This is a genomic window from Streptosporangium saharense, from assembly GCF_014203715.1.
Lineage (GTDB): Bacteria > Actinomycetota > Actinomycetes > Streptosporangiales > Streptosporangiaceae > Streptosporangium > Streptosporangium saharense.
In genome coordinates this window covers 257,076-280,821 of record NZ_JACHJP010000008.1, presented here as the reverse complement: position 1 = coordinate 280,821, position 23,746 = coordinate 257,076, and the positions used below count along the sequence as shown (strand labels likewise).

Below are 23,746 nucleotides of genomic sequence, written 5' to 3'. Positions count from 1 at the left end.
CGTGCCCACATTCCACCCCGCAGTGCGGACACTGACTGTCATGCGATGAACAGCGCATCCGATCGTACGGCGGACCCGGGAGAAAGAAACCGATGAAAAGCCACTATCCCTCCGGAGAATCGTTGTTTCCATGAAACAAAGGCCGACTCGGATGATCGCTCTGCACGAGCTCCGTCAGCACGCCGGTGACGTCCTTGGGATGCAGGAACGCGATCGACGACCCCATCGAACCGTGCCGGGGCCGCTCGTCGAGCAGCCGGACTCCCCTGGCGTCGATCACCCGCATCGCCTCGGCGACGTCCGGGACTCCGAACGCCACGTGGTGCACCCCCTCGCCCCGCCTGGCCAGGAACTTACCCACGGGCGAGTCGGGGGTCAGCGGTTCCAGCAACTGGATGTAGTTGCCGTCGCGAACGCGCAGCATCGCCTCCTTGACGCCCTGCTCCTCGTTGACCTCGCGCGCGACGACCGTCAGCCCGAAGGTCTTCGTGAAGAACTCGATCTTCTCTTCCAGGTCGTGTACGGCGATGCCGACATGATCGATTCGTACGAACACGCGTCCCACCTCCTCTGGGTTCCCGCACAAGGGTCAGTTCCCGTCGAGCCTGGCCAGCAGGGCGAGCGCGGCCTCGGTGACCACCGTGCCCGGCGGGAAGACCGCGGCGGCACCGGCCGCGCGCAGCTCGGCGACGTCGCCGGGCGGGATCACTCCCCCGACGACGATCATGATGTCCTCCGCGCCGAGTTCCGCCAGCGCCTTCCGCAGCGCGGGCACCAGCGTCAGATGCCCCGCCGCCAGCGAGGAAACCCCCACCACGTGCACGTCCGCCTCGACGGCCTGGCGGGCGACCTCCTCGGGCGTCTGGAACAGCGGGCCGACGTCCACGTCGAACCCGAGGTCGGCGAAGGCCGTCGCGATCACCTTCTGCCCCCGGTCGTGGCCGTCCTGCCCCATCTTGGCGACCAGGATGCGGGGCCTGCGGCCCTCCGACCGCTCGAACTCGGCGCAGGCCGTACGGACCTCCTCCACGCCGGAACCCACCTCCTGCCGGTAGACACCGGAGATCGTCTGGACCCGCGCCGCGTGCCTGCCGAAGACCTTCTCCAACGCCTCGGAGACCTCACCCACGGTCGCCCCTACCTTGACGGCCTCGACCGTGAGCGCCAGCAGGTTCGCCGTACCCGCCGCTCCCTCGGTCAGCGCGGCCAGGCGGGCGGCGACCGCGCCGCCGTCGCGTTCCTGGCGCAGTCTGCGGAGCTTGTCGAGCTGCCGGTCGCGCACCGCGCTGTTGTCGACCTTGAGGACCTCGATGGGCTCCTCGGCGTCGGGACGGTACTTGTTGACGCCGATCACCGGCTGGCGCCCGGAGTCGATGCGGGCCTGGGTGCGGGCCGCGGCCTCCTCGATGCGCAGCTTCGGCAACCCCTGGTCGATGGCTTTCGCCATGCCGCCGACGGCTTCGACCTCCCGGAGGTGGTCGCGGGCTTTGGCGGCCAGTTCATGGGTGAGGCGTTCGACGTAGTAGGAGCCGCCCCACGGGTCGATCACCCGGCAGGTGCCCGACTCGTGCTGGAGCAGGAGCTGGGTGTTGCGGGCGATCCTGGCGGAGAAGTCACCGGGCAGGGCCAGCGCCTCGTCCAGGGCGTTGGTGTGCAGCGACTGGGTGTGGCCCTGGGTCGCGGCCATCGCCTCGACACAGGTGCGCACCACGTTGTTGAAGACGTCCTGCGCGGTCAGCGACCAGCCGGACGTCTGCGAATGCGTGCGCAGCGACAGCGACTTGGGGTTCTTGGCGCCGAACCCGGCCACGATCTCGGCCCAGAGCAGCCGGGCGGCCCGGAGTTTGGCGATCTCCATGAAGAAGTTCATGCCGATGCACCAGAAGAACGACAGACGTGGGGCGAAGCGGTCGATGTCAAGCCCGGCCGCCACCCCGGCGCGCAGGTACTCCACGCCGTCGGCCAGGGTGTAGGCCAGCTCCAGATCGCACGTGGCCCCGGCCTCCTGGATGTGGTACCCGGAGATCGAGATGGAGTTGAACTTCGGCATCCGCTCGCTGGTGTAGGAGAAGATGTCGGAGATGATCCGCATTGAAGGACCGGGCGGGTAGATGTAGGTGTTACGGACCATGAACTCCTTGAGGATGTCGTTCTGGATGGTCCCGGCCAGTTGCTCGGGCGCCACCCCCTGCTCCTCGGCCGCCACGATGTAGAGCGCCAGCACCGGAAGCACGGCACCGTTCATGGTCATCGACACACTCATCCGGTCCAGCGGGATACCGTCGAAGAGCTGCCGCATGTCGTAGATCGAGTCGATCGCCACCCCGGCCATCCCGACGTCCCCGGCGACCCGAGGATGGTCGGAGTCGTAGCCACGGTGGGTGGCCAGGTCGAAGGCGACCGACAACCCCTTCTGCCCGGCCGCGAGGTTGCGGCGGTAGAAGGCGTTGGACTCCTCGGCGGTGGAGAACCCGGCGTACTGCCTGATCGTCCACGGCCGCGTCGTATACATCAGCGGGTAGGGGCCCCGGGTGAACGGCGCGAGCCCGGGGAACCCCGGCGACGCGCATCCGGCCGTGTCCGCCGCCGTGTAGCGGGTCCGCACGGTGATCCCCTCCGGCGTCGTCCAGCCCTGCCCGTCGCCGGGCGGAAGCCGTACCGCGAGATCACCGTCGAGCGGGAGGTCGGAGAAGTTGGGGATCATGGGGTGGCTCCGTTGCCGTGCAGGTCCTGGAGGACGCCGAGCGCGTCGCAGCCCGTGAAGATCGTGCGGTCGATGCCGGGAATGTCGGCCCTCCCGGCGAGCATCACCGTGGTCGCACCGGCCGCGCGCAGCGCCACGACCGTCCGCTCCGCCGTACCGGCGTAGTCACGCTCGTCGCCGCACAGGCAGGCCGCCCGCGCGCCCGAGGCCGTGAACGCGGCGGCCAGTTCCGCGGGGGCGCCGGTCGCGGTGGGGGTGGCGAACCCGCCCGCCTGGAACAGGCCGGTGGCGAAACCGACCCGGGCGGCGTGCCGGGCCGGGGAGCCGAGCGCGGCCAGGAAGACGGCGGGGCGGACCCCGGTCCGCGCGACGGCCGCGTCGGCCAGGTCACGCAGTTCCTCGTACGGCTCGGCACGCCGGAACCCCAGGGAGGCGAGTCCCGGCCCCGGCCCGCCGGGTGTGGGCGGGACCTCCTCCAGGTTCGGGAACTCCGACACGCCGGTGATCGGGCGGCGCCGGTGCGCCAGGTCGGCCAGCCTGGCGGCCCTGGTCTCGGCAAGGCGTTCGGGGATCAGCTTCTCCGCCGCCGTGGCGTGGCCGCCCGCCCGTTCGATCTCCTGGAACCAGGCCCAGGCCCGGGTGGCGAGTTCGGCGGTGAGTTCCTCGACGTACCACGACCCGGCCGCGGGGTCGGCGACCCTGGCCGCGTGCGCCTCCGCCATGACGATCGTCTGGGTGTTCCTGGCGAGCCTCCTGGCCAGGGCGCTCGGCGCGCCGAGAACGGCGTCGAACGGCTGCACCGTGACCGCGTCGGCCCCGGCGACACCGGCCGCGAAGCACGCGACCGTCGTGCGCAGGATGTTCACCCACGGGTCGCGGGCGGTCATCATCGCCGACGACGTCACCGCGTGCTGGAGCTGCGGTCCTTCCGCGCCGACGAGTTCGCCGACCCGCGCCCAGAGCCTTCTCGCGGCGCGGAGCTTGGCGACGGTGAGGAACTGGTCGGTGTCCGCCGCGTAGCGGAACTCAAGCTGGCCGTACGCCTCCTGCGCGCTCAGTCCCGCCGCCGTCAGGGTGCGCAGCGCGGCCACCCCCTCGGCGATCGAGCAGCCGAGTTCCTCACCCTCGCTGCCGCCCGCGTCGTGCGCGGGCAGCGCGTCGATCACGACGGAACGCAGCCCACGGAACTCCCTCGCCACGCGCGGTACCAGCGGGTCACCCGGGTCGAGGCCGAGGGTGCCGCCGGGGGTCTCGCCGGGCAGCAGCCCCAGCAGGACCTCCGCGCCCGGCCCTTTGAGCACGACGGGGGCCAGGTCGAGCAGCACGCCGTCCAGGACCCGGGGCAGGTCGGCCGGGGTGATCCCGGCCGACCCGGACGTGACCAGCCACAGTGACGTCGCGCCGTTCTCCAGGTCGGCGAGGACCGCCTCGCGGGCGGCGGCCGGGTCGGGACCGGCGTGCCGCTGCCTGACGTCCCACTCCCCGGCCCGCCCCTGCGGGGTGAGCGCCCACGGACCCGCCTCCCAGTAGAGCGGCGCGACGGGGACGCCGTCGTAGGTCGTGGTGGTGAGCGCCTCCTGCGGCAGCCCTGATTTGGCGAGCACCCCCAGGGCCAGTTCCCGCCAGCGCTCGTACGCCGTCGTTCCTGCACTGTCCACGTTGATCATCCGATTCGGGGTGTCCGGGGGTTCACTCCGCCACGTACGTGCGGCTCACCCACTGCATGACCCGCAGTTCGAGGCCGTCCAGCGAGACCGTCTCCCCGGTCGGCTCGAAGTGCTCGTAGCGGTTGGCGATGGGCAGCGTGAACGGCTGGCTGGGGTCGAAGACGTGACGGGTGCGCTGCTCCTCCGGGATGCTCGGCACGGACCCGCCGCGGAGGACGACGTTCGGGCGCAGGATGACGGCCGGCTGGCTCTGGGGCATGGATCTCTCCTTTGCTGTACGGCTCGCCGCACGACTGCTGTACGGCGCTGCTACCGCTGTCCGGTCGACGAGGCCATCGGGGACAGCAGACGGTCGGTGACCAGGCGGACGATCGCCGCCTGGTGCTGGGTCAGGTAGAAGTGGCCACCGGGGAACACGTCAAGTTCGGCACCGCCGACGGTGTGCTCGCGCCAGGCTCGGGCCTCCTCGACGGTCGCCTTCTCGTCGTCGTCGCCGACCAGGGCGTGGATCGGGCACGAGAGCGGCGGTCCCGGCCGGTAGCGGTAGGTCTCGACCGCCCTGTAGTCGGCCCGGACCGCGGGAAGGATCATCTGCAGCAGCTCCGGGTCCTGGAGGGCGCGCGGGTTGGTGCCGTCCAGCTTCCGAAGCTCCGCGACGAGCCCGTCCACTCCCCGCAGGTGGACGTCCTCGTCACGGTGCCGGGAGGGCGCGCGGCGCCCTGAGGCGAACAGGATCGCCGCGGGGGTGCCGAGCGCCTCAAGGCGGCGGGCCACCTCGAAGCCGACCACCGCCCCCATGCTGTGGCCGAACAACGCCACGGGCAGGTCGCGGTACGGCAGGAGCGCCTCGGTGACCAGGTCGGCCAGCGTCTCGATGGTCTCGACGCAGGGTTCGTGGCGGCGGTCCTGCCGGCCGGGGTACTGCACCGCGAGGACGTCGACGTCCGGGACGACGGCGGTGGACATCGGGTACCAGTAACTGGCCGAACCACCCGCGTGGGGCAGGCAGACCAGGCGGACCCTGGCGGCCGGGGCCGGATGGAAGCGGCGGATCCAGGTGTCAGCCGCGCCGTTGGTGAGCGTCATGATGCTCCGTCGCTCTCCCGATCGGGAGCTGTTTGGGGCTGTTTCAATCAGAGGCTGAGGCAGGCCGGATACATGGACAACCCCTCAGTGGGCCCGGACGGGGACAAGGGCACGTAGGGGAAACGTAGGGGTGCGGCCCCCGCCGACGGCTCGGCAAGACTTTCGCGAGACACCTATGACGCGTGTTCCGTGTCCCGCCTCACGTGCCGTCGGCGCACGCCAAAGGAGCCGTTGACATGCTGCGTACCGAGCTGATCAGGCCGCTGCCTGAACTCCTGCGCTCTCAGGCCGAGTCACACCACGACAAGGTGGCCTTCCGGGACGGCCGCCGGGCCGTCGGCTACGCCGACCTGGACCGCAGGACCGCCAGGCTCGGCGGACACCTGGCGGCGCTGGGCCTGGGCCGTGGCGAGCGCGTGGTCATCTACCTGGACGCCGGGGTGGAGGTGGTGGAGAGCTACCTGGCGGTCGTCAGGGCCTCGGGGGTCGGCGTCCCGGTCAATCCGTACTCAAGTGACGAGGAGCTGGCCTACCTGCTGGACGACAGCGGGGCCACCGCGGTCGTCACCGACACCCGGCATCTGGACCAGGTGCTGCGGCTGCGGGCGGAGCGGCCTGGGCTGCTCGTGATCGCCTCCGGCGCTGCCGTACAGGACCTGCCGTCGTTCGAGACGCTGGCCGTCACCGAGCCGCCTATGCCGCCCCGCGACGACCTCGGCCTCGACGAGACCGCCTTCATGCTCTACACCTCGGGCTCGACCGGCGCGCCGAAGGGCGTGCTGTCCACCCAGGGGAGCTGCCTGTGGTCGGTCGCGGCCTGCTACGCGCCGCTGCTCGGGCTGTCGGAGGACGACCTGGTGCTGTGGCCGCTGCCGCTGTTCCACAGCCTGGCGCACATCCTCTGCGTGCTCGGGGTGACCGCGACCGGCGCCACCGCCCACGTCATGTCGGGCTTCGCGGCCGACGAGGTGCTCGGAGAGCTGCGCGGCGCGCCGTACACCTTCCTGGCCGGGGTGCCCGCGCTCTACCACCACATCCTGCGGGAGAGCGGCGGTTCCCTGGACGCGCCGAACCTGCGGGTCTGCCTGTCCACCGGCGCGGTGACGTCCGCCTCCCTCGCGCGGAACTTCGCGGACGCCTTCGGCGTCCCGCTGCTCAACAGCTACGGCTCGACCGAGACCTGCGGCGCCATCGCCACCGAGGCGCCCGGCACCGAACAGCTCGCCGGTTCGTGCGGCCTTCCCGTACCCGGCCTGGACGTGCGGGTCGTCGATCCGGAGACCGGGACGGACGTCGAACCCGGCACGGAGGGCGAGGTGTGGGTACGCGGCCCGAGCCTGATGAGGGGCTACCACAACCGCCCAGAGGCCACCGAGGAGGCGCTGCGGGCCGGGTGGTACCGGACCGGTGACCTGGCGGTCCAGGCGGCCGACGGCCAGCTCACCATCAGTGGCCGCCGCAAGGAAGTGATCATCCGGGGCGGCGAGAACATCCACCCCGGCGAGATCGAGAACGTGGTGCGGACGGTGCCCGGCGTGCTGGACGTCGCCGTCACGGGCAGGCCGGACGAGGTGCTCGGCGAGGTGCCGGTCGCGTTCGTGGTGACCGGGCCGGACGGCGTGGCCGTGGACCAGATCTTCGAGGCCTGCGCCACGCGGCTGGCGTACTTCAAGGTCCCGCAGGAGATCCGGGAGATCGCCGAGGTGCCACGCACCTCCTCCGGCAAGATCGTCCGGCACCGCCTGTTCGACACGCCCGGCACCCTGATCGGCTCCCGTGGCACCCGGCACGAGTCGCTGTACCGGGTCGACTGGATCCCGGTCAGGGCGGACGTCACGGAACCGGTCCGCGCCGCCGTCCTCGGTGCCGCGCCGTACGACCTGCCAGGCGAGCGATACCCCGGCCTGTCCGCCCTCCCCTCCGAGCTGCCGGAGATCGTCTACCTTCCCTGGCCGTCATCCCTGGAAGAGCCCACCGCCACTCCTGCGGGAGAGCCCGCCGTCGCCCCTGCGGGAAAGGTCATCATCGCCTCGGGAAAGACCGTCGCGACCTCTGCAGGAGAGCCCGCCGCCTATTCGGGAGATCCCGCCACCACCGCCTCCGGAGCGGCCGTCACCACCCCTGCAGGAAAGGCCATCATCACCCTTTCGGGAGAAACCGCCTCTGCGGGAGAGACCGCTCCCTCAGGAGGGACCGCCACCCCCTCTTCGGAGGAGACCGTCACCGCTGCTTCAGAAGAAACCACCACCGCCTCGGGAAAGACCGTCACGACCTCTGCAGGAGAGCCCGCCCATTCGGGAAAGACCGTCACCGACGTGGCGCGGGCGGCCGTCGCCGAGCTCTCCGCGCTGCTCGACGGGTGGCTCGCCGAGGAGCGCACGCGCGGGACCCGGCTGGTGGTGCTGACCCGTGGCGCGCTCGCGGCGCACGCGGGTGAGGAGGTCCCCGGCCTGGCCCAGGCACCCGTCTGGGGCCTGCTGCGCGCGGCGCAGCGGCGGAACCCGGACCGGTTCACGGTGATCGACCTGGACGGCGAGGCGGCGTCGTCGGCCGCGCTACCGGCCGCCCTGGCCACCGGTGAGCCCCAGCTCGCCGTCAGGGACGGGGTGCCCCGGGTGCCGAGGCTGGTCCCGGTCGCCGTCGGACCGACGGGACCGGCCATCGAGGGAACCGTGCTGGTCACCGGCGCGGGCGGGGCCGCCGCTGCGGCGATCTCCCGGCATCTGGTCGCCGAGTACGGCGTGCGCCACCTGGTGCTCGTCTCCACCGCCCCCGACTCCGCGGCGCTGGCCGTGGAACTCAGCGAACTCGGCGCCGAGGTCACACTCGCGGCCTGCGACATCGCCAACCGCCCGGCCGTCGCCGACCTGCTGGCCGGTGTGCCCGCCGAGCACCCGCTGACCGCGGTGGTCCACGCCGCGGGCGTCCCCGGTCTGGCCACCGGTGGCAGTGCCGACCGCTGGGTGCGGACCGCCATCGACGGCGCAGTCGCCCTGCACGAACTCACCGCCGGCCTCGACCTGCGGGCGTTCCTGCTGGTCTCCACCGCCGAGGGCCTGCTGGGCACGGCCGAGGAGGAGCACGGCGGCTGCGGCGCCTTCCTCGACGCGCTGGCCCAGCACCGCAGGGCCTCCGGCCTGCACGCGGTCTCGCTGGCCCTGGACACCACCGACGTGGAGCTCGGCCCCCTGCTGGACGCGGCCCTCACCGGCACCGACACGCCCGTGGTGGCCACCCGGGAGACCGACTCGGTGCTGTTCCGCGAGGTCACCGTGGCGGACCCGGCCGTCGGCACCTCGGTCGCCGCCAGGCTGCGCGCCCTGCCCGCCGCCGAGCGCCACCAGACTCTGCTCGGCCTGGTGCGGACCGAGACCGCCGGGGTGCTCGGCCACGGCCTGCCCGGGACGGTCGCGCCGCAGCGGGCGTTCAAGGAACACGGCATGGACTCCGCGTCGGCAGTCCGCCTGCGCAACCGGCTGCGGACCATCCTCGGCCTGCGCCTCCCGGCGACCATGGTCTTCGACCACCCCACCCCGGCCCGGCTGACCGACTTCCTGCTCGCCGAACTGCTCGATGAGGCACCGGCTTCCGAGGGGCCTGGCCGTACGGCGGTGGCCGACGAGGACCCGATCGTGATCGTCGGCATGGGCTGCCGCTACCCGGGAGGAGTGGACTCCCCCGAGGCCCTGTGGCGGCTGGTATCCGAGGGCCGCGACGCCGTCTCCGCGTTCCCGACCGACCGTGGCTGGGACACCGAGGCCCTGTTCGGCGGCGCCCCCGGCACCTCGGGGACCTCCTCAACCCGCGAGGGCGGATTCCTCTACGACAGCGCCGAGTTCGACGCCGCGTTCTTCGGGATCAGCCCGCGTGAGGCGCTGGCGATGGACCCGCAGCAGCGGCTGCTCCTGGAGACCTCCTGGGAGGCCGTCGAGCGGGCGGGCATCGACCCGGAGACGCTGCGCGGCACCCGGACCGGCGTGTTCACCGGCGTGATGTTCCACGACTACGCCAGCCGAATCACCCGGGCACCCGAGGAGGTCGAAGGCTACCTCGGCACCGGTACGGCGGGCAGCGTCGCCTCTGGCCGGGTGGCCTACACCTTCGGCTTCGAGGGTCCGGCGATCACCGTGGACACCGCGTGTTCCTCCTCCCTGGTCGCCCTGCACCTGGCGGCCGCCGCGCTGCGACACGGCGAGTGCGACCTGGCGCTGGCGGGCGGCGTGGCGCTCATGGCGACGCCCGAGGTGTTCGTCGAGTTCAGCCGCCAGCGCGGTCTGGCCGAGGACGGCCGATGCAAAGCCTTCGCTGCCTCCGCCGACGGCACCGGCTGGGCGGAGGGCGTGGGCGTCCTGCTCGTCGAACGCCTCTCCGACGCCCGCCGCAACGGCCACCGGGTACTGGCCGTCGTCCGAGCCACCGCGATCAACCAGGACGGCGCCTCCAACGGCCTCACCGCCCCCAACGGCCCCGCCCAGGAACGCGTCATCCGCGAGGCCCTGAGCGTCGCTGGCCTGACCTCAGCCGACGTGGACGCCGTAGAGGCGCACGGCACCGGCACCCGCCTCGGCGACCCCATCGAGGCCCAGGCGCTCCTGGCCACCTACGGCCAGAACCGCTCACAGCCGTTGTTGCTCGGCTCGCTGAAGTCCAACATCGGCCACGCCCAGGCCGCCGCCGGTGTCGGCGGCGTCATCAAAACCGTCCTTGCCATGCGGTACGGCACGCTGCCCCGCACCCTGCACGTGGACGCGCCCACCCCGCACGTCGACTGGACCTCAGGGTCCGTCGAACTGCTCACCGAGGCCCGTCCGTGGCCGGAGACCGGCCGCCCCCGCCGAGCAGGCGTCTCCTCCTTCGGCGTCAGCGGCACCAACGCCCACGTCATCCTCGAACAGTCCCCCGAAACCCCACAGTCGGAGACCGACGAGGCCGGGCGATCCGAGACCAGCGAAACCAAGCGATCCGCAACCGGCGAAGCCGAGGCGTCGGAGACCGGTGGAGCCAGGCGATTCGCGGTCGGCGCGGCCCATGGGTCGGGAACCGGCAGGACCGGCGAGGCCGAACTGCCCGTGACCAGCGAGGGCGAACAGTCCGAGGCCGTAGCGAGCCCCGTTCCGGTGGCGTTCTCCGCGAAGAACCCCGAAGCATTGCGCGCACAGGCCACCCGACTCGCCAAGCACCTGACCGACGAGACCGAGCGATCCACGACCGGCGAAGCCGGGGCATCGGAGGCCGGTGGAACTGGGCAGTCCGAAACCGGCGCGGCCGGAGGGTCGGAGACCGACGCGGCCGGTGGAGTCAAGACCGGCAAGACCGGGCGATCCGCGATCAGCGAAGCCGGGGAGGCAGGAACCGGTAGAACCGGACGGTTCGCGGTCGGCGCGGCCCATGGGCCGAGAACCGGCAGGACCGGCGAGACCGAGCTGCCCGCGACCAGCGAGGGCGAGCAGTCCGAGGCCGTGGCGGATCACGTTCCGCTGGCGTTCTCCGCGAAGAACCCCGAGACACTGCGCGCACAGGCCGCCCGGCTCGGTGAGCACCTGACCGACGAGACCGAGCGGTTCAAGACCGATGGAACCGGGCGGTCCGAGACCGGCGCGGCCGAGGGGTCGGAGACCGGTGGGGCCGGACATTCCGAGACCGGTGGACTCGGGCGATCCACGATCGGCGAAGCCGGAAGGTCGGAGACCGGTAAAACCGGACCGTCCGAAACCGAGTGGTCGGAAACCGGTGGGACCGGGCGGTTCGTGATCGACGAAGCCGGAGAGTCGGGGACCAACGGGACTGGGCGGTTCGAGGGCGGTGCGGCCCAGGGTTCAGGAACCGGCAGGATCGGCGAGGCCGGGCTGTCCGAGATCGGCGCCGGGTTGCACGAAGCCAAGCTGCCCAAGGCCAGCGCCGAGTTGCCCGAGACCGACAAGGGCGAGCAGCCCGAGGCCGTGGCGGGTCCTGTTCCGGTGGTGTTCTCCGCGAAGAGCCCCGAGGCGCTGCGGGCGCAGGCTGTCCGGCTTGGTGAGCATCTGAGTGCCAACCCCGCGCTGCGGCCCATCGACCTCGGTCACTCCCTGGCCGTCTCCCGTTCCACCTTCAACCACCGCGCTGTGGTCGTCGGCGCCGATGCCCGGGAGTTGGTCGCCGGGCTCCAGGCCCTCGCCGACAGCACCGAGCACCCCGGCCTGGTCACCGGCAACGTCTCGGCCAGCGCCCGTACCGTGTTCGTCTTCCCCGGTCAGGGCGCCCAGTGGACCGGAATGGCCCTCGACCTTCTGGACGCCGAGCCCGTGTTCGCCCAGCGGCTCACCGAGTGCGCCGAAGCCCTCGCCGAGTTCACCGACTGGGACCTCCTCGAAGAACTGCGAGGCACCCTCGACCGGGTTGATGTCGTCCAGCCCGCGCTGTGGGCCGTGATGGTCTCCCTCGCCGAACTGTGGCGCTCGTACGGTGTCCACCCCGACGCCGTGATCGGCCACTCCCAGGGTGAGATCGCCGCCGCGACCGTCTCCGGAGCGCTGTCGCTGAAGGACGGCGCCCGGGTCGTGGCCCTGCGGTCCCAGGCCATCACCGCCATCGCGGGAAACGGCGGCATGCTGTCCGTAGCCCTGCCCGCCGACCGGATCGACCTGACCCCCTGGCACAACCGCATCTCAGTAGCCGCCCTCAACGGACCCTCCTCGACCGTCATCTCCGGCGACGGTGACGCCCTCGACGAGTTGCAGGCCGTACTCGACGCGCGGAATGTCCGCACCCGGCGCGTCCCGGTGGACTACGCCTCGCACAGTCCCCACGTCGAATCCCTCCAGCCCGACCTGCTGGAACTCCTGGCACCCATAACCCCCCAGACGCCGCGAATCCCCTTCTGGTCAACCGTCGACAACCGCTGGATCAACGAGGCCGAAACAGACGCCGCCTACTGGTACCGCAACCTGCGCCAAACCGTCCGCTTCGCCGAGGGCGTCAACGCGCTGGCAGGTCAGGAACACGGTCTGTTCGTCGAGGTCAGCCCGCATCCCGTGCTGACCGGTTCGATCCAGGACAGCCTCTACGACACCGGCGCCCACGCCATCGGCACCCTGCGCCGTGACGACGGCGGCCCGCGCCGATTCCGTACCTCCCTGGCGCAGGCCTTCGTCCACGGCGCCGACGCCGACTTCTCCACGGTCTACAGCGGCGCGTGCCTGGTGGAGCTGCCCACCTATCCCTTCCAGCGCACCCGCTACTGGCTGGAGCCGTCCCCGGCCGAGACCGCAGACGTCACCTCCGCCGGGCTGAACAGCGTGCGGCACCCGCTGATCGGCGCCGCCGTGACCGTCGCCGACGGCCACGGGCTCCTCCTCACCGGCCTGGTCTCCCGGCACACCCACCCGTGGCTGGCCGACCACACCGTGATGGGCGCCACCCTGCTGCCGGGAACCGCGCTCCTGGAGATCGCCGTCCAGGCCGGTGACCAGATCGGCTGCGGCCGGGTCGAGGAACTGACCCTGGAAGCCCCCCTGATCCTGCCCGAGCACGGCGGCGTCCAGTTGCAGGCCGTGATCGGGGAGGCGGACGCCACAGGTGGCCGTCCGGTCAGCCTGCACTCGCGGCCCCACGACGCCGTGACGGACCGGCCGTGGACCCGGCACGCGACCGGCACCCTCTCCCCCGAGGCCCTCGCCGTACCGGCCGATCTCCGTCAGTGGCCACCGGCGGGCGCCGAGCCGCTGCCGGTCGAGGACCTGTACGAGCGGCTGGCCGCCGACTACGGCCCGGCCTTCCAGGGCGTGCGGGCGGCGTGGCGGCGGGGCGAGGAGGTGTTCGGCGAGGTCCTGCTGCCCGAGGAGGTCACCGACAGGACGGCGGGGTACGGCCTGCACCCGGCCCTGCTGGACGCCGCGCTGCACGTCATGGACCTCGGTGCCGTACGGCACGGCCAGGAGTCGAGTGAGGGGCACCTGGCGTTCTCCTGGAGCGGGGTCTCGCTGCACGCCTCAGGAGCGACCGCCCTGCGGGTCCGGCTCTCCCCCGTGGGAGTGGACTCGGTGACCCTTGAGGCCGCCGACGAGCACGGCGACCCGGTGATCTCGGTGGCGTGCCTGGCCGTCCGGCCCGTGTCCACCGAGCAGTTGAGGGCCGTCCGCTCCGGGCCCGGTGGGGACTCGCTGTTCCGGGTGGAGTGGACCGCGCTGCCCACCGCAGCCGTCGCCGTGGGCCGTTACGCCCTGGTCGGTGAGGACCCGCTCGGGCTGGTGGCCGGGCTGGCCGCCACGGGCAGCGGGGTGGATGCCTACGCCGACCTGGCCGCGCTCGCCACGGCCGAGGGGCGTGTCCACGACACGGTCCTGCTGCCGCTCGCCCCGGATGCGGGTGGCGAGGTGGCGCACGCCGTACAGGCCGCGACACACGCGCTGCTCGGGCTGCTGCAGGAGTGGCTCGGCGGGGAGCGGTTCGCCGGGAGGCGGCTCGTGGTGGTGACCCGGGGCGCGGTGGGCGCCGGGGACGAGCCGCCGGACCTGGTCACCGCTCCGCTGTGGGGCCTGGTCCGTTCCGCGCAGTCCGAGCATCCTGACCGTTTCGTGCTGGTGGACATGGATGCGGAGGACGCCTCCTACCGGGCGCTGCCCGCCGTACTGGCCGGGGACGAGCCCCAGTTGCTGGTGCGCGGCGGCTCGGTGCGGGCCGCCAGGCTCGCCCGGGTGCGGGCCACCGAGGAGGGCGCCCCCGCGCTCGACCCGGACGGCACCGCCCTGGTCACCGGCGCCACCGGTGGCCTCGGCGTGCTGGCCGCCCGCCACCTGGTCGCCGCGCACGGCGTCCAGCACCTGCTGCTCGTCAGCAGGCGCGGCGCCGAGGCCGAAGGGGCAGCCGAACTGGTCGCGGAGCTGCGCGAGGCGGGGGCCGAGGTGACCCTGGCCGCCTGCGACGTCGCCGACCGCGAGGCGCTGGCCGTACTGCTCGCGGAAATCCCCGCGGAGCACCCGCTGACCGCCGTGGTGCACACCGCGGGCATCGTGGACGACGGTGTGATCGAGACGCTGACGCCGGGCCAGTTCGACCGGGTGCTCGCGCCCAAGGTCTCCGGCGCGCTCAACCTGGCCGACCTCACCCGGGACGCGAACCTCGCCGCCTTCGTGCTGTACTCCTCGGCCGCCGCCGTGTTCGGGGCCGGTGGCCAGGCCAACTACGCCGCCGCCAACGCCTTCCTTGAAGCCTACGCGCGGCATCTGCGGGCCGAGGGCCGTCAGGCCGTCTCGCTGGCCTGGGGTCTGTGGACCGAGCGCAACGGTATGGGCGGCAGGCTCACCGAGACCGACCTGCGCAGGATGGCCGGGGTCGGCACCGCCGCGCTCTCCGCCGAGGAGGGCCTCGCCCTCCTGGACACCGCCCGCGCGGCCGGTGAGGCGGCGCTGATGCCGATCCGGCTCGACCTGGCGGCCGTCCGTGCCCGTTCGGAGAACGTCCATCCCCTGCTGCGCGGCCTGGTCCGGGCGCGGGCGAGCCGTACCAGAAAGTCGGAGCACTCCGGCGGCCTGGCGCTCGTCCAGCGGCTGGCCGGGCTCACCGAGGCCGAGCGCGAGCGTGAGCTGCTGGAGCTGGTCCGCGCCACGATCGGCGCGGTGCTCGGGTACGCGGCGGGCACGGCGATTGACCTGGAGCGCACCTTCAAGGAGCTGGGTTTCGACTCGCTCACCGCCGTCGAGCTCCGCAACCGCCTGCAGGGCGCGACCGGGCTGCGGCTGCCCGCCACCCTGATCTTCAACTACCCGACGCCGAAGGCCCTCGCCCATCACCTCCGTGACGAGCTGTTCGACGACCGCCTCCCGGCCACCACGCCGACCGCCCCGACCGTCGAGGACGGCGACCCGATCGTGATCGTCGGCATGGGCTGCCGGTTCCCCGGCGAGGTACGGACGCCGGAGGACCTGTGGGAGCTGGTCGTCGCCGAACGCGACGCGGTCGGCCCGCTGCCCGGCGACCGTGGCTGGGACCTCGACGGGCTCTACGACCCCGATCCGGAACGGCCGGGTACCTCCTACACCCGCGAGGGTGGCTTCCTGTACGACGTCGCCGAGTTCGACGCGGCGTTCTTCGGGATCAGTCCGCGTGAGGCGCTGGCCATGGACCCGCAGCAGCGACTCTTGCTGGAGACCTCCTGGGAGGCGTTCGAGCGGGCGGGCATCGATCCGGTCTCCGTGCGGGGCGGCCAGGTCGGCGTCTTCGTCGGCACCCACGGACAGGACTACGCCACCCTGCTGGCCGCCGCCCCGCCCGGCAACGAGGGCTACATGGTCACCGGCAGCGCGGCCAGCGTGATCTCCGGCCGTATCGCCTACACGCTCGGTCTTGAGGGACCGGCCGTGACCGTCGACACCGCGTGCTCCTCGTCGCTGGTCGCGCTCCACCTCGCCGTCCAGGCGCTGCACAGCGGTGAGTGCTCGCTCGCGCTGGCGGCCGGTGCTGCCGTGATGGCCACCCCCGAGGGCCTGGTGGCGTTCAGCCGCCAGCGCGGCCTGGCCGAGGACGGCCGGTGCAAGGCCTTCGCCGCCGCCGCCGACGGCTTCGGCATGGCGGAGGGGGTGGGCGTCCTGCTCGTCGAACGGCTCTCCGACGCCCGCCGCAACGATCACCCCGTGCTGGCGGTCATCCGGGGCAGCGCGATCAACCAGGACGGCGCGTCCAACGGCCTCACCGCCCCGAACGGCCCGGCCCAGGAGCGCGTCATCCACCAGGCGCTGAACGTCGCCGGGCTCACGGCGCGCGACGTGGACGTGGTCGAGGCCCACGGCACCGGCACCCGCCTCGGCGACCCGATCGAGGCGCACGCGCTGCTCGCCACCTACGGCCAGGGTCGGGATACTCCCCTGTTGCTCGGCTCGATCAAGTCCAACGTCGGCCACACCCAGGCCGCCGCGGGCGTGGCGGGCGTCATCAAAACCATCCTGTCCATGCGGTACGGCACGCTGCCCCGCACCCTGCACGTGGACCAGCCGACTCCGGAAGTGGACTGGACCTCCGGCGCCGTCGAACTGCTGACCGAGACCCGTCCATGGCCCGAGACGGGACGGCCCCGCCGGGCGGGCGTCTCCTCCTTCGGCGTCAGCGGCACCAACGCCCACGTCATCCTGGAACAGGCCCCCGAGCGTCCGGAAATCGGTGGGGTCGGGCAATCCGCGATCGACGAAGCCGCAGGATCGGAAGCCGGGGGAACTGGGAGGTCCGAGACCGACGGGACCAGGCGGTCCGCGATCGGCGAAGCCGCAGGGTTGGGGACCAACGGGCGATCCGAGGCCGACGAGGCTGGGCTGTCCGAGGTCGGGGCGGGTGTCGTTCCGGTGGTGGTCTCCGCGAAGAGTTCTGAGGCGCTGCGTGTGCAGGCCGTACGGCTCGGCGAGTATCTGAGCGCCAACCCCACCCTGCGGCCCGTCGACGTCGGCCACTCGCTGCTCACGGGGCGGTCGCTGTTCAACCACCGCGCGGTGGTCGTCGGGGCCGACAACCAGGAACTGGCCGCCGGGCTCCAGGCCCTGGCCGACGGCACCGAGCACCCCGGCCTGGTCACCGGCAGCGCCTCGGCCGACGCCCGTACCGTGTTCGTCTTCCCCGGTCAGGGTGCCCAGTGGACCGGCATGGCCCTCGGCCTTCTGGACACCGAGCCCGTGTTCGCCCAGCGGCTCACCGAGTGCGCCGAGGCCCTGGCCGAGTTCACCGACTGGGACCTCCTTGAAGAACTGCGCAGCAACCTTGAGAGGGTTGATGTCGTCCAGCCCGCGCTGTGGGCCGTGATGGTCTCCCTGGCAGAGCTGTGGCGCTCGTACGGTGTCCACCCCGACGCGGTGGTCGGCCACTCCCAGGGTGAGATCGCCGCCGCGACCGTCGCCGGAGCCCTCTCGCTGAAAGACGGCGCCCGGGTCGTGGCCCTGCGGTCCCAGGCCATCGTCGCCATCGCCGGAAACGGCGGCATGGCCTCCGTCGCCCTGCCCGCCGACCAGATCGACCTGACCCCCTGGCACGGTCGCCTGGCCACAGCGGCCGTCAACGGTCCCGCCTCGACCGTCATCTCCGGTGACGTGGACGCCCTTGAGGAACTCCTCGCCCGCTACGGCGCCACCGACGTCCGCACCCGGCGCGTCCCCGTGGACTACGCCTCCCACAGCCCCCACGTCGAATCCCTCCAGCCCGACCTGCTGGAACTCCTGGCACCCGTCACTCCGCAAACGCCGCAGATCCCCTTCTGGTCAACCGTCGACAACCGCTGGATCGACCAGGCAGAAACCGACGCCGCCTACTGGTACCGCAACCTCCGGCAGCCGGTCCGGCTCCACGACGCGACCACCGGCCTGGCCTCCCAGGGATACTGCCTGTTCGTCGAGGTCAGCCCGCACCCCGTGCTGACCGGCTCGCTCCAGGACAGCCTCTACGACACCGGCGCCCACGCCATCGGCACCCTGCGCCGTGACGACGGCGGCCCGCGCCGGTTCCGTACCTCCCTGGCACAGGCCTTCGTCCACGGCGCCGATGTCGACTGGACCCGGCCCGTGGCCGGTGGCCGACGTGTCGACCTGCCGACCTACCCCTTCCAGCGCGCCCGCTACTGGCTCCAGCCGTCCACCAGAACCACCGGCCTGAACGCCCTGGACCACCCCCTGCTCGGCAGCGCCGTACCCCTCGCCGACGGCGACGGAGCGGTGCTGAGCGGCCTGATCTCCCGGCACACCCACCCCTGGCTGGCCGACCACGCGGTGTCCGGCGCCGTGATCCTGCCCGGCACGGCCTTCCTGGAGATCGCCATCCAGGCCGGTGACCAGGTCGGCTGCGGCCAGGTCGAGGAACTGACCCTGGAGACCCCGCTGATCCTCCCCGAGCACGGCGGCGTCCAGTTGCAGGCCGTGGTCGGGGCGGAGAACGACGGACTGCGCCCGCTGCGGATCCACTCCCGCCCGGCCGACGCCGTCGCGGACGAGCCGTGGACCCGGCACGCCAGCGGTTCCCTCTCGTCCCTCACCGGCACCGGCACGACCGACCTCTCGCAGTGGCCGCCGACCGGTGCGACCGCGCTGGACGTCACCGACGCCTACCAGCGGCTCGCCGAGGCTGGTGTGGAGTACGGCCCGGCCTTCCAGGGCCTGCGGGCCGCCTGGCAGGGCCGTGACCAGGCCGTATACGCCGAGGTCGTCCTGCCGGAGGCCGAGCAGACGGCCGCCGACCGCTACGGCCTGCACCCGGCCCTGCTGGACGCCGCGCTGCACGCCATGGGCCTGGTGCCCGACGCCGAACAGGGCAGGCTCGCCTTCTCCTGGGGTGGCGTACGGCTGCACGCGACAGCCGCCACCGCCCTGCGTGTACGGCTGGCCCACACGGCACCGGACACGCTGACCCTGGCCGTCGCCGACCGGACCGGAGCGCCGGTCGCCACCGTGGAGTCACTGCTGCTGCGACCGGTCTCCGACGAGCAGCTCCGCTCCGCGGACCGGACGGTACGTGACTCCCTGCTGCGCATCGACTGGGTCCCGGTGCCAGCCGTCGAGACGAGCACCCGCACCTGGACGGCTCTCGACCTGGACGTCCCCATCGACCCGGCCGCGGTGGACGGCGCCGTGCCCGATGTGGTGGCTGTGCGGCTTGAGCCGTACCGGGGGCCGGACAGGGCGGAGGAGGTCGCCACCGCTGTAAACGTGGCGACCACTCGGGTGCTTCGGCTGGTGCAGGAGTGGCTGATGGAGCCGCGGCTCGCGAACGCCCGGTTGGCCATCCTGACCCAGGGCGCCGTCGCCGCCGGAGCCGATGACGTGCCCGATCCGGTTTCGGCTGCTGTGTGGGGGTTGGTGCGTTCCGCGCAGTCGGAGAATCCGGATCGGCTGGTCCTCATCGACCATGACGGCGGGGAACTCCCGCTGGACGCGCTGCCCGTGGACACCGAGGCGCAGCTCGCCGTACGGCAGGGCGCGCCACTGGTTCCTCGCCTGGCCAGGGTTCCCGTCGGCGGCGGGGAGCCGGGCACGCTGGACGTCTCCGGGACCGTCCTGGTCACCGGGGCGGTCGGTGGCCTCGGCGAGCTGACCGCCCGTCACCTGGTCGCGGCGCACGGCGCCCGGCACCTGCTGCTCGTCAGCAGGCGCGGCGCCGACGCCGAAGGGGCCGACGAACTGGTCGCCGAGTTGCGCGAGGCGGGGGCCGAGGTGACCCTGGCCGCCTGCGACGTCGCCGACCGGGAGGCGCTGGCCGTACTGCTGGAGAACGTCCCCGCCGAGCATCCGCTGACCGCCGTGGTGCACACCGCGGGCGTGGTGGACGACGGTGTTGTGGTCTCGCTCTCTCCTGAGCGGTTCGAGCGGGTGCTCGCGCCCAAGGTCACCGGTGCGCTCAACCTCCACGAGCTGGCGGGCGGGGTCCGTAGTTTCGTGCTCTTCTCGGCCGCCGCAGGTGTGCTCGGCAACCCGGGGCAGGCCAACTACGCCGCCGCCAACTGCTTCCTGGACGCGCTGGCGCGGCGGCGCCGGGCTCGGGGGCTGCCCGCGGTGTCGATGGCCTGGGGCCTGTGGCGGGAGCGCTCCGGCATGGCAGGGCGCCTGGACGAGGCCGACCTCCAGCGGATCACGCGGGGCGGCGCCGTGGCGATGACCGCGGAGACCGGGCTTGCCCTGTTCGACGCGGCCGTGGCCTCCGGTGAGCCGGTGCTCGTGCCGATCCAGCTCGACCGGGTACGGCTGCGCGCCCAGACCACTGGGCTCTCCCCGCTGCTGCGCGGGCTGGTGGACGGCGGCACGGTTCGTCGTACGGCGAGCGGTGCCGAGACCGTGGCTTCGACGGGCGGCCTGGCCGAGCGGCTCGCCGGGCTCCCGGCCGAGGAGCGTGGGCGCGTCATGCTGGACCTGGTGCGCGGCCATGTCGCCGGGGTGCTCGGGCACAGCTCGGGTGAGGCCGTCGAGGAGGACAAGGCTCTCAAGGAGCTGGGCTTCGACTCGCTGACCGCCGTCGAACTGCGCAACCGGCTCAACGCCGCGACGGGGCTGCGGCTCCCGGCGACCCTGGTGTTCAACCACCCGACGCCGCTGGCGCTCGCCGTACACCTGCTGGAGGAGTTGCTCGGCGCGGACGCGCCGGAGCAGGCCGCGGTGGTCGCCGTGGCGGATCCCGAGGAGCCGATCGCGATCGTCGCGATGAGCTGCCGTTTCCCCGGGGGGATCGACACGCCCGAGGCGCTGTGGGAGGTGCTGGCCGAGGGTGGCTCGGTGCTCTCGGAGTTCCCGGACGACCGTGGCTGGGACCTGGAGGGCATCTACCACCCCGAGCCCGGCACCCCGGGCCGCACCTACACCCGGACCGGGGGCTTCCTGACGGACGTGGCCGGTTTCGACCCCGCGTTCTTCGGGATCAACCGCCGCGAGGCGCTGGCCATGGACCCGCAGCAACGGCTGCTGCTTGAGACCTCGTGGGAGGCGTTCGAGCGGGCCGGGATCGACCCGCTCACCCTGCGCGGCAGCCGTACCGGGGTATATGCCGGAATGGTCTACCACGACTACGCCACCTGGGTGCGGGACGTGCCCGAGGAGGTTGACGGCTATCTCGGCAACGGCAGCGCCGCCAGCGTGGCCACCGGGCGGGTCGCGTACGCGCTGGGCCTTGAGGGTCCCGCGGTGACCGTGGACACCGCGTGCTCGTCCTCCCTGGTCGCCCTGCACTTCGCGGCGGGCGCGCTGCGGCGTGGTGAGTGCGATCTGGCACTGGCGGGCGGGGTGACGGTGATGTCCACGCCGAAGCTGCTGATCGAGTTCGCCAGGCAGCGCGGCCTGGCCGAGGACGGCCGGTGCAAGGCCTTCGCCGCCGACGCCGACGGCACCGGGTTCTCCGAGGGCATCGGCATGCTGCTCCTCGAACGCCTGTCGGACGCCCGGCGCAACGGCCACCGGGTGCTCAGCGTGATCCGGGGCAGCGCGATCAACCAGGACGGCGCGTCCAACGGCCTGACCGCTCCGAACGGTACGGCCCAGCAGCGGGTGATCCGGCAGGCGCTGGCCGCCGCCCGGCTGGCCCCGGCCGAGGTGGACGCGGTCGAGGCGCACGGCACCGGCACCCGCCTGGGCGACCCGATCGAGGCGCAGGCGCTGCTCGCCACCTACGGCCAGGACCGCGAGACTCCCCTACTGCTCGGCTCGGTCAAGTCGAACATCGGCCACACCCAGGCCGCCGCGGGCGTGGCGGGTGTGATCAAGATGGTGCTGTCCATGCGGTACGGCACGCTGCCCCGCACCCTGCACGTGGACCAGCCGACTCCCGAGGTGGACTGGACCTCCGGCGCCGTCGAACTGCTCACCGAGGCCAGGCAGTGGCCCGAGACGGGCAGGCCGCGCAGGGCCGGTGTCTCCTCGTTCGGCATCAGCGGCACCAACGCGCATGTCGTCCTTGAGGAGGGGGAGCCGGTCGTTCCCGAGCGGGTCTCGGAGCGGCCCGCCGTACAGCCGGTGCTGCTGTCCGGGCGGTCGGAGAAGGCGCTGCGCGGGCAGGCGGCGCGGCTGCTCGATCTGGTCGAGGCGCGGCCTGAGCTGCGGCCCGCCGATCTGGCGTACTCGCTGGTCACGACCCGTTCCCCGTTCCCGCACCGGGGCGCCGTGGTCGCGGCCGACCGGGAGGAGCTGCTGACCGGGTTGCGGGCCCTGGCCTCAGGCACGCAGGGGGCCGGGGTGCTGCGCGACATCGCGAAGCCGGGCAGGATCGCGTTCCTGTTCACCGGGCAGGGCGCGCAGCGGGTCGGCATGGGGGCCGAGCTCTACGACGCCTACCCCGTGTTCGCGACGGCGTTCGACGAGGTGTGCGCCGAGCTCGACAAGCACCTGGAGCGGCCGCTGCGCGAGGTGATCTTCCATGAGGAAGAGCTGCTCAACCAGACCGGCTGGACCCAGCCCGCGCTGTTCGCCATCGAGGTCGCGCTCTACCGCCTCGTCGAGTCCTTCGGCGTCAGGCCCCACTACCTCGCGGGGCACTCCATCGGTGAGGTCGCCGCCTTCCACGTCGCCGGGGTGCTCAGCCTGGCCGACGCGGCCCGGCTCATCACCGCCCGGGCCCGCCTCATGCAGGGCCTTCCTCCGGGCGGCGCCATGATCGCCCTACGCGCCGACGAAGCCACCATCCAGCCCTACTTGGGGGAGCACGTCTCGATCGCCGCGATCAACGGACCAAACTCCCTCGTCATCGCCGGAGAAAGCACCGCAGTTCACGAAATAGCCCGAAATTTCACGAACCCTCGGCCCCTGAAGGTCAGCCACGCCTTCCACTCACCGCTGATGGACCCCGTTCTCCAGGAACTCCAGCGGGTCGCCGAGTCACTGACCTATCACCCGCCGACCATCCCCATCGTCTCCACCCTCACCGGACAGGTCGCTGTTCCCGACCCTGAATATTGGGTCCACCACGCCCGCCAGCCCGTCCGCTTCCACGACGCCATCACCACCCTGGTGGAACACGGCGTCACCGGCTTCCTGGAGATCGGCCCTGACGCCGCCCTCACTCCCCTTCTTCCGCAGGACGCCATCCCCACCCAACGCCGCAACCAGTCTGAGGAGACCGCCCTCACCACGGCGCTGGCCGCCCTCCACCTGCACGGCACCCCCGTGGACTGGTCCGCCCTCCTCACGCCCCACCTCATCGACCTGCCCACCTACGCCTTCCAGCGCGAACGCTTCTGGCTGGACAGCCAGCCCGCCACGGCGGCCGACCCGATGGACGCCTCCTTCTGGGACGCCGTGGAGCGGCAGGACACGGCCATGCTGGCGTCCGTCCTGCGCGTGGACGGTCTCCCGTCGGAGCTCGCGGCGGCCCTTCCGCTGCTCGCGGCCTGGCGGCAGTCCCGGCAGCACTCGCTGCCCGCCGTACAGGACGAGGCACCCACGCCCGAGGCGGGCGCCGAGCTGCGGGAGAGGCTGGCCGGGCTCTCCGAGCCCGAGCGTGAGGAGCTGCTGCTCGGGGTGGTCGAGAACTGCGTCGCCACGGTGTTCGGCCAGGCCCCGCAGCTCGACGCGGAGCGTGGCTTCCTGGAGCAGGGCTTCGACTCGCTCACCGCTGTCGAGCTGCGCAAACTGCTCACCGAGGTCACCGGTCTGCGGCTGAGCAGCACGTTGATCTTCGACTACCCGACGCCGGCCGTACTCGCCAAGCAGCTACGTGCCGAACTCGACCTGGACCTTCCTGACGTCGGCCCCTCCGCGGTGGCGACGGTCATCGAGGAGGCCGGGGACGACCTGATCGACGAGATGGACCTGGGCGAACTGCTCCGCCTGGCCCGCGACACCGCCGAATCCTGAACCGCACCTTGAAAGAC

Annotated in this window: 6 protein-coding genes; 1 reads left to right on the top strand and 5 read right to left on the bottom strand. The window is 72.4% G+C overall.

From position 1 onward, the window contains the following. Positions 1-103: 103 nt before the first annotated feature. Genes mce through FHS44_RS30335 form a run of 5 tightly spaced genes read right to left on the bottom strand, consistent with a single transcriptional unit; the run spans position 104 to position 5,457 of the window. The gene (mce, locus tag FHS44_RS30355; protein WP_184720853.1) at positions 104-556 is read right to left on the bottom strand and encodes a methylmalonyl-CoA epimerase; all 453 of its coding nucleotides are present in this window, start codon (positions 554-556) and stop codon (positions 104-106) included. A 33-nt stretch (positions 557-589) separates the two neighbouring features. Beyond that, the gene (gene scpA, locus FHS44_RS30350; protein WP_184720851.1) at positions 590-2,704 is read right to left on the bottom strand and encodes a methylmalonyl-CoA mutase; all 2,115 of its coding nucleotides are present in this window, start codon (positions 2,702-2,704) and stop codon (positions 590-592) included. After that, complete coding sequence (locus FHS44_RS30345; RefSeq protein ID WP_376771620.1) at positions 2,701-4,362, bottom strand: methylmalonyl-CoA mutase family protein; 1,662 nt, start codon at positions 4,360-4,362, stop codon at positions 2,701-2,703. The genes scpA and FHS44_RS30345 overlap by 4 nt, the downstream gene beginning before the upstream one ends. A gap of 31 nt (positions 4,363-4,393) precedes the next feature. Continuing rightward, positions 4,394-4,630 carry a DUF5988 family protein gene (locus FHS44_RS30340; protein ID WP_184720847.1) on the bottom strand — a complete coding sequence of 79 codons (237 nt, stop codon included), beginning with the start codon at positions 4,628-4,630 and terminating at the stop codon, positions 4,394-4,396. 50 nt (positions 4,631-4,680) lie between these two features. Continuing rightward, positions 4,681-5,457: a thioesterase II family protein gene (locus FHS44_RS30335; protein ID WP_184720845.1), complete on the bottom strand. Its 777-nt coding sequence runs from the start codon at positions 5,455-5,457 to the stop codon at positions 4,681-4,683. Between the two features lie 236 nt (positions 5,458-5,693). On the opposite strand from FHS44_RS30335, the gene FHS44_RS41265 reads away from it, so the two are divergent. After that, positions 5,694-23,729, top strand: coding sequence for a type I polyketide synthase (locus FHS44_RS41265; RefSeq protein ID WP_246436263.1), 18,036 nt, complete (start codon positions 5,694-5,696; stop codon positions 23,727-23,729). Positions 23,730-23,746 lie beyond the last annotated feature (17 nt).

Coding starts and splice junctions, on each gene's coding strand:
- scpA (WP_184720851.1), bottom strand. CDS start 2,704: ATGATCCCCAACTTCTCCGACCTCCCGCTCGACGGTGATCTCGCGGTA.
- FHS44_RS30340 (WP_184720847.1), bottom strand. CDS start 4,630: ATGCCCCAGAGCCAGCCGGCCGTCATCCTGCGCCCGAACGTCGTCCTC.
- FHS44_RS30335 (WP_184720845.1), bottom strand. CDS start 5,457: ATGACGCTCACCAACGGCGCGGCTGACACCTGGATCCGCCGCTTCCAT.
- FHS44_RS41265 (WP_246436263.1), top strand. CDS start 5,694: ATGCTGCGTACCGAGCTGATCAGGCCGCTGCCTGAACTCCTGCGCTCT.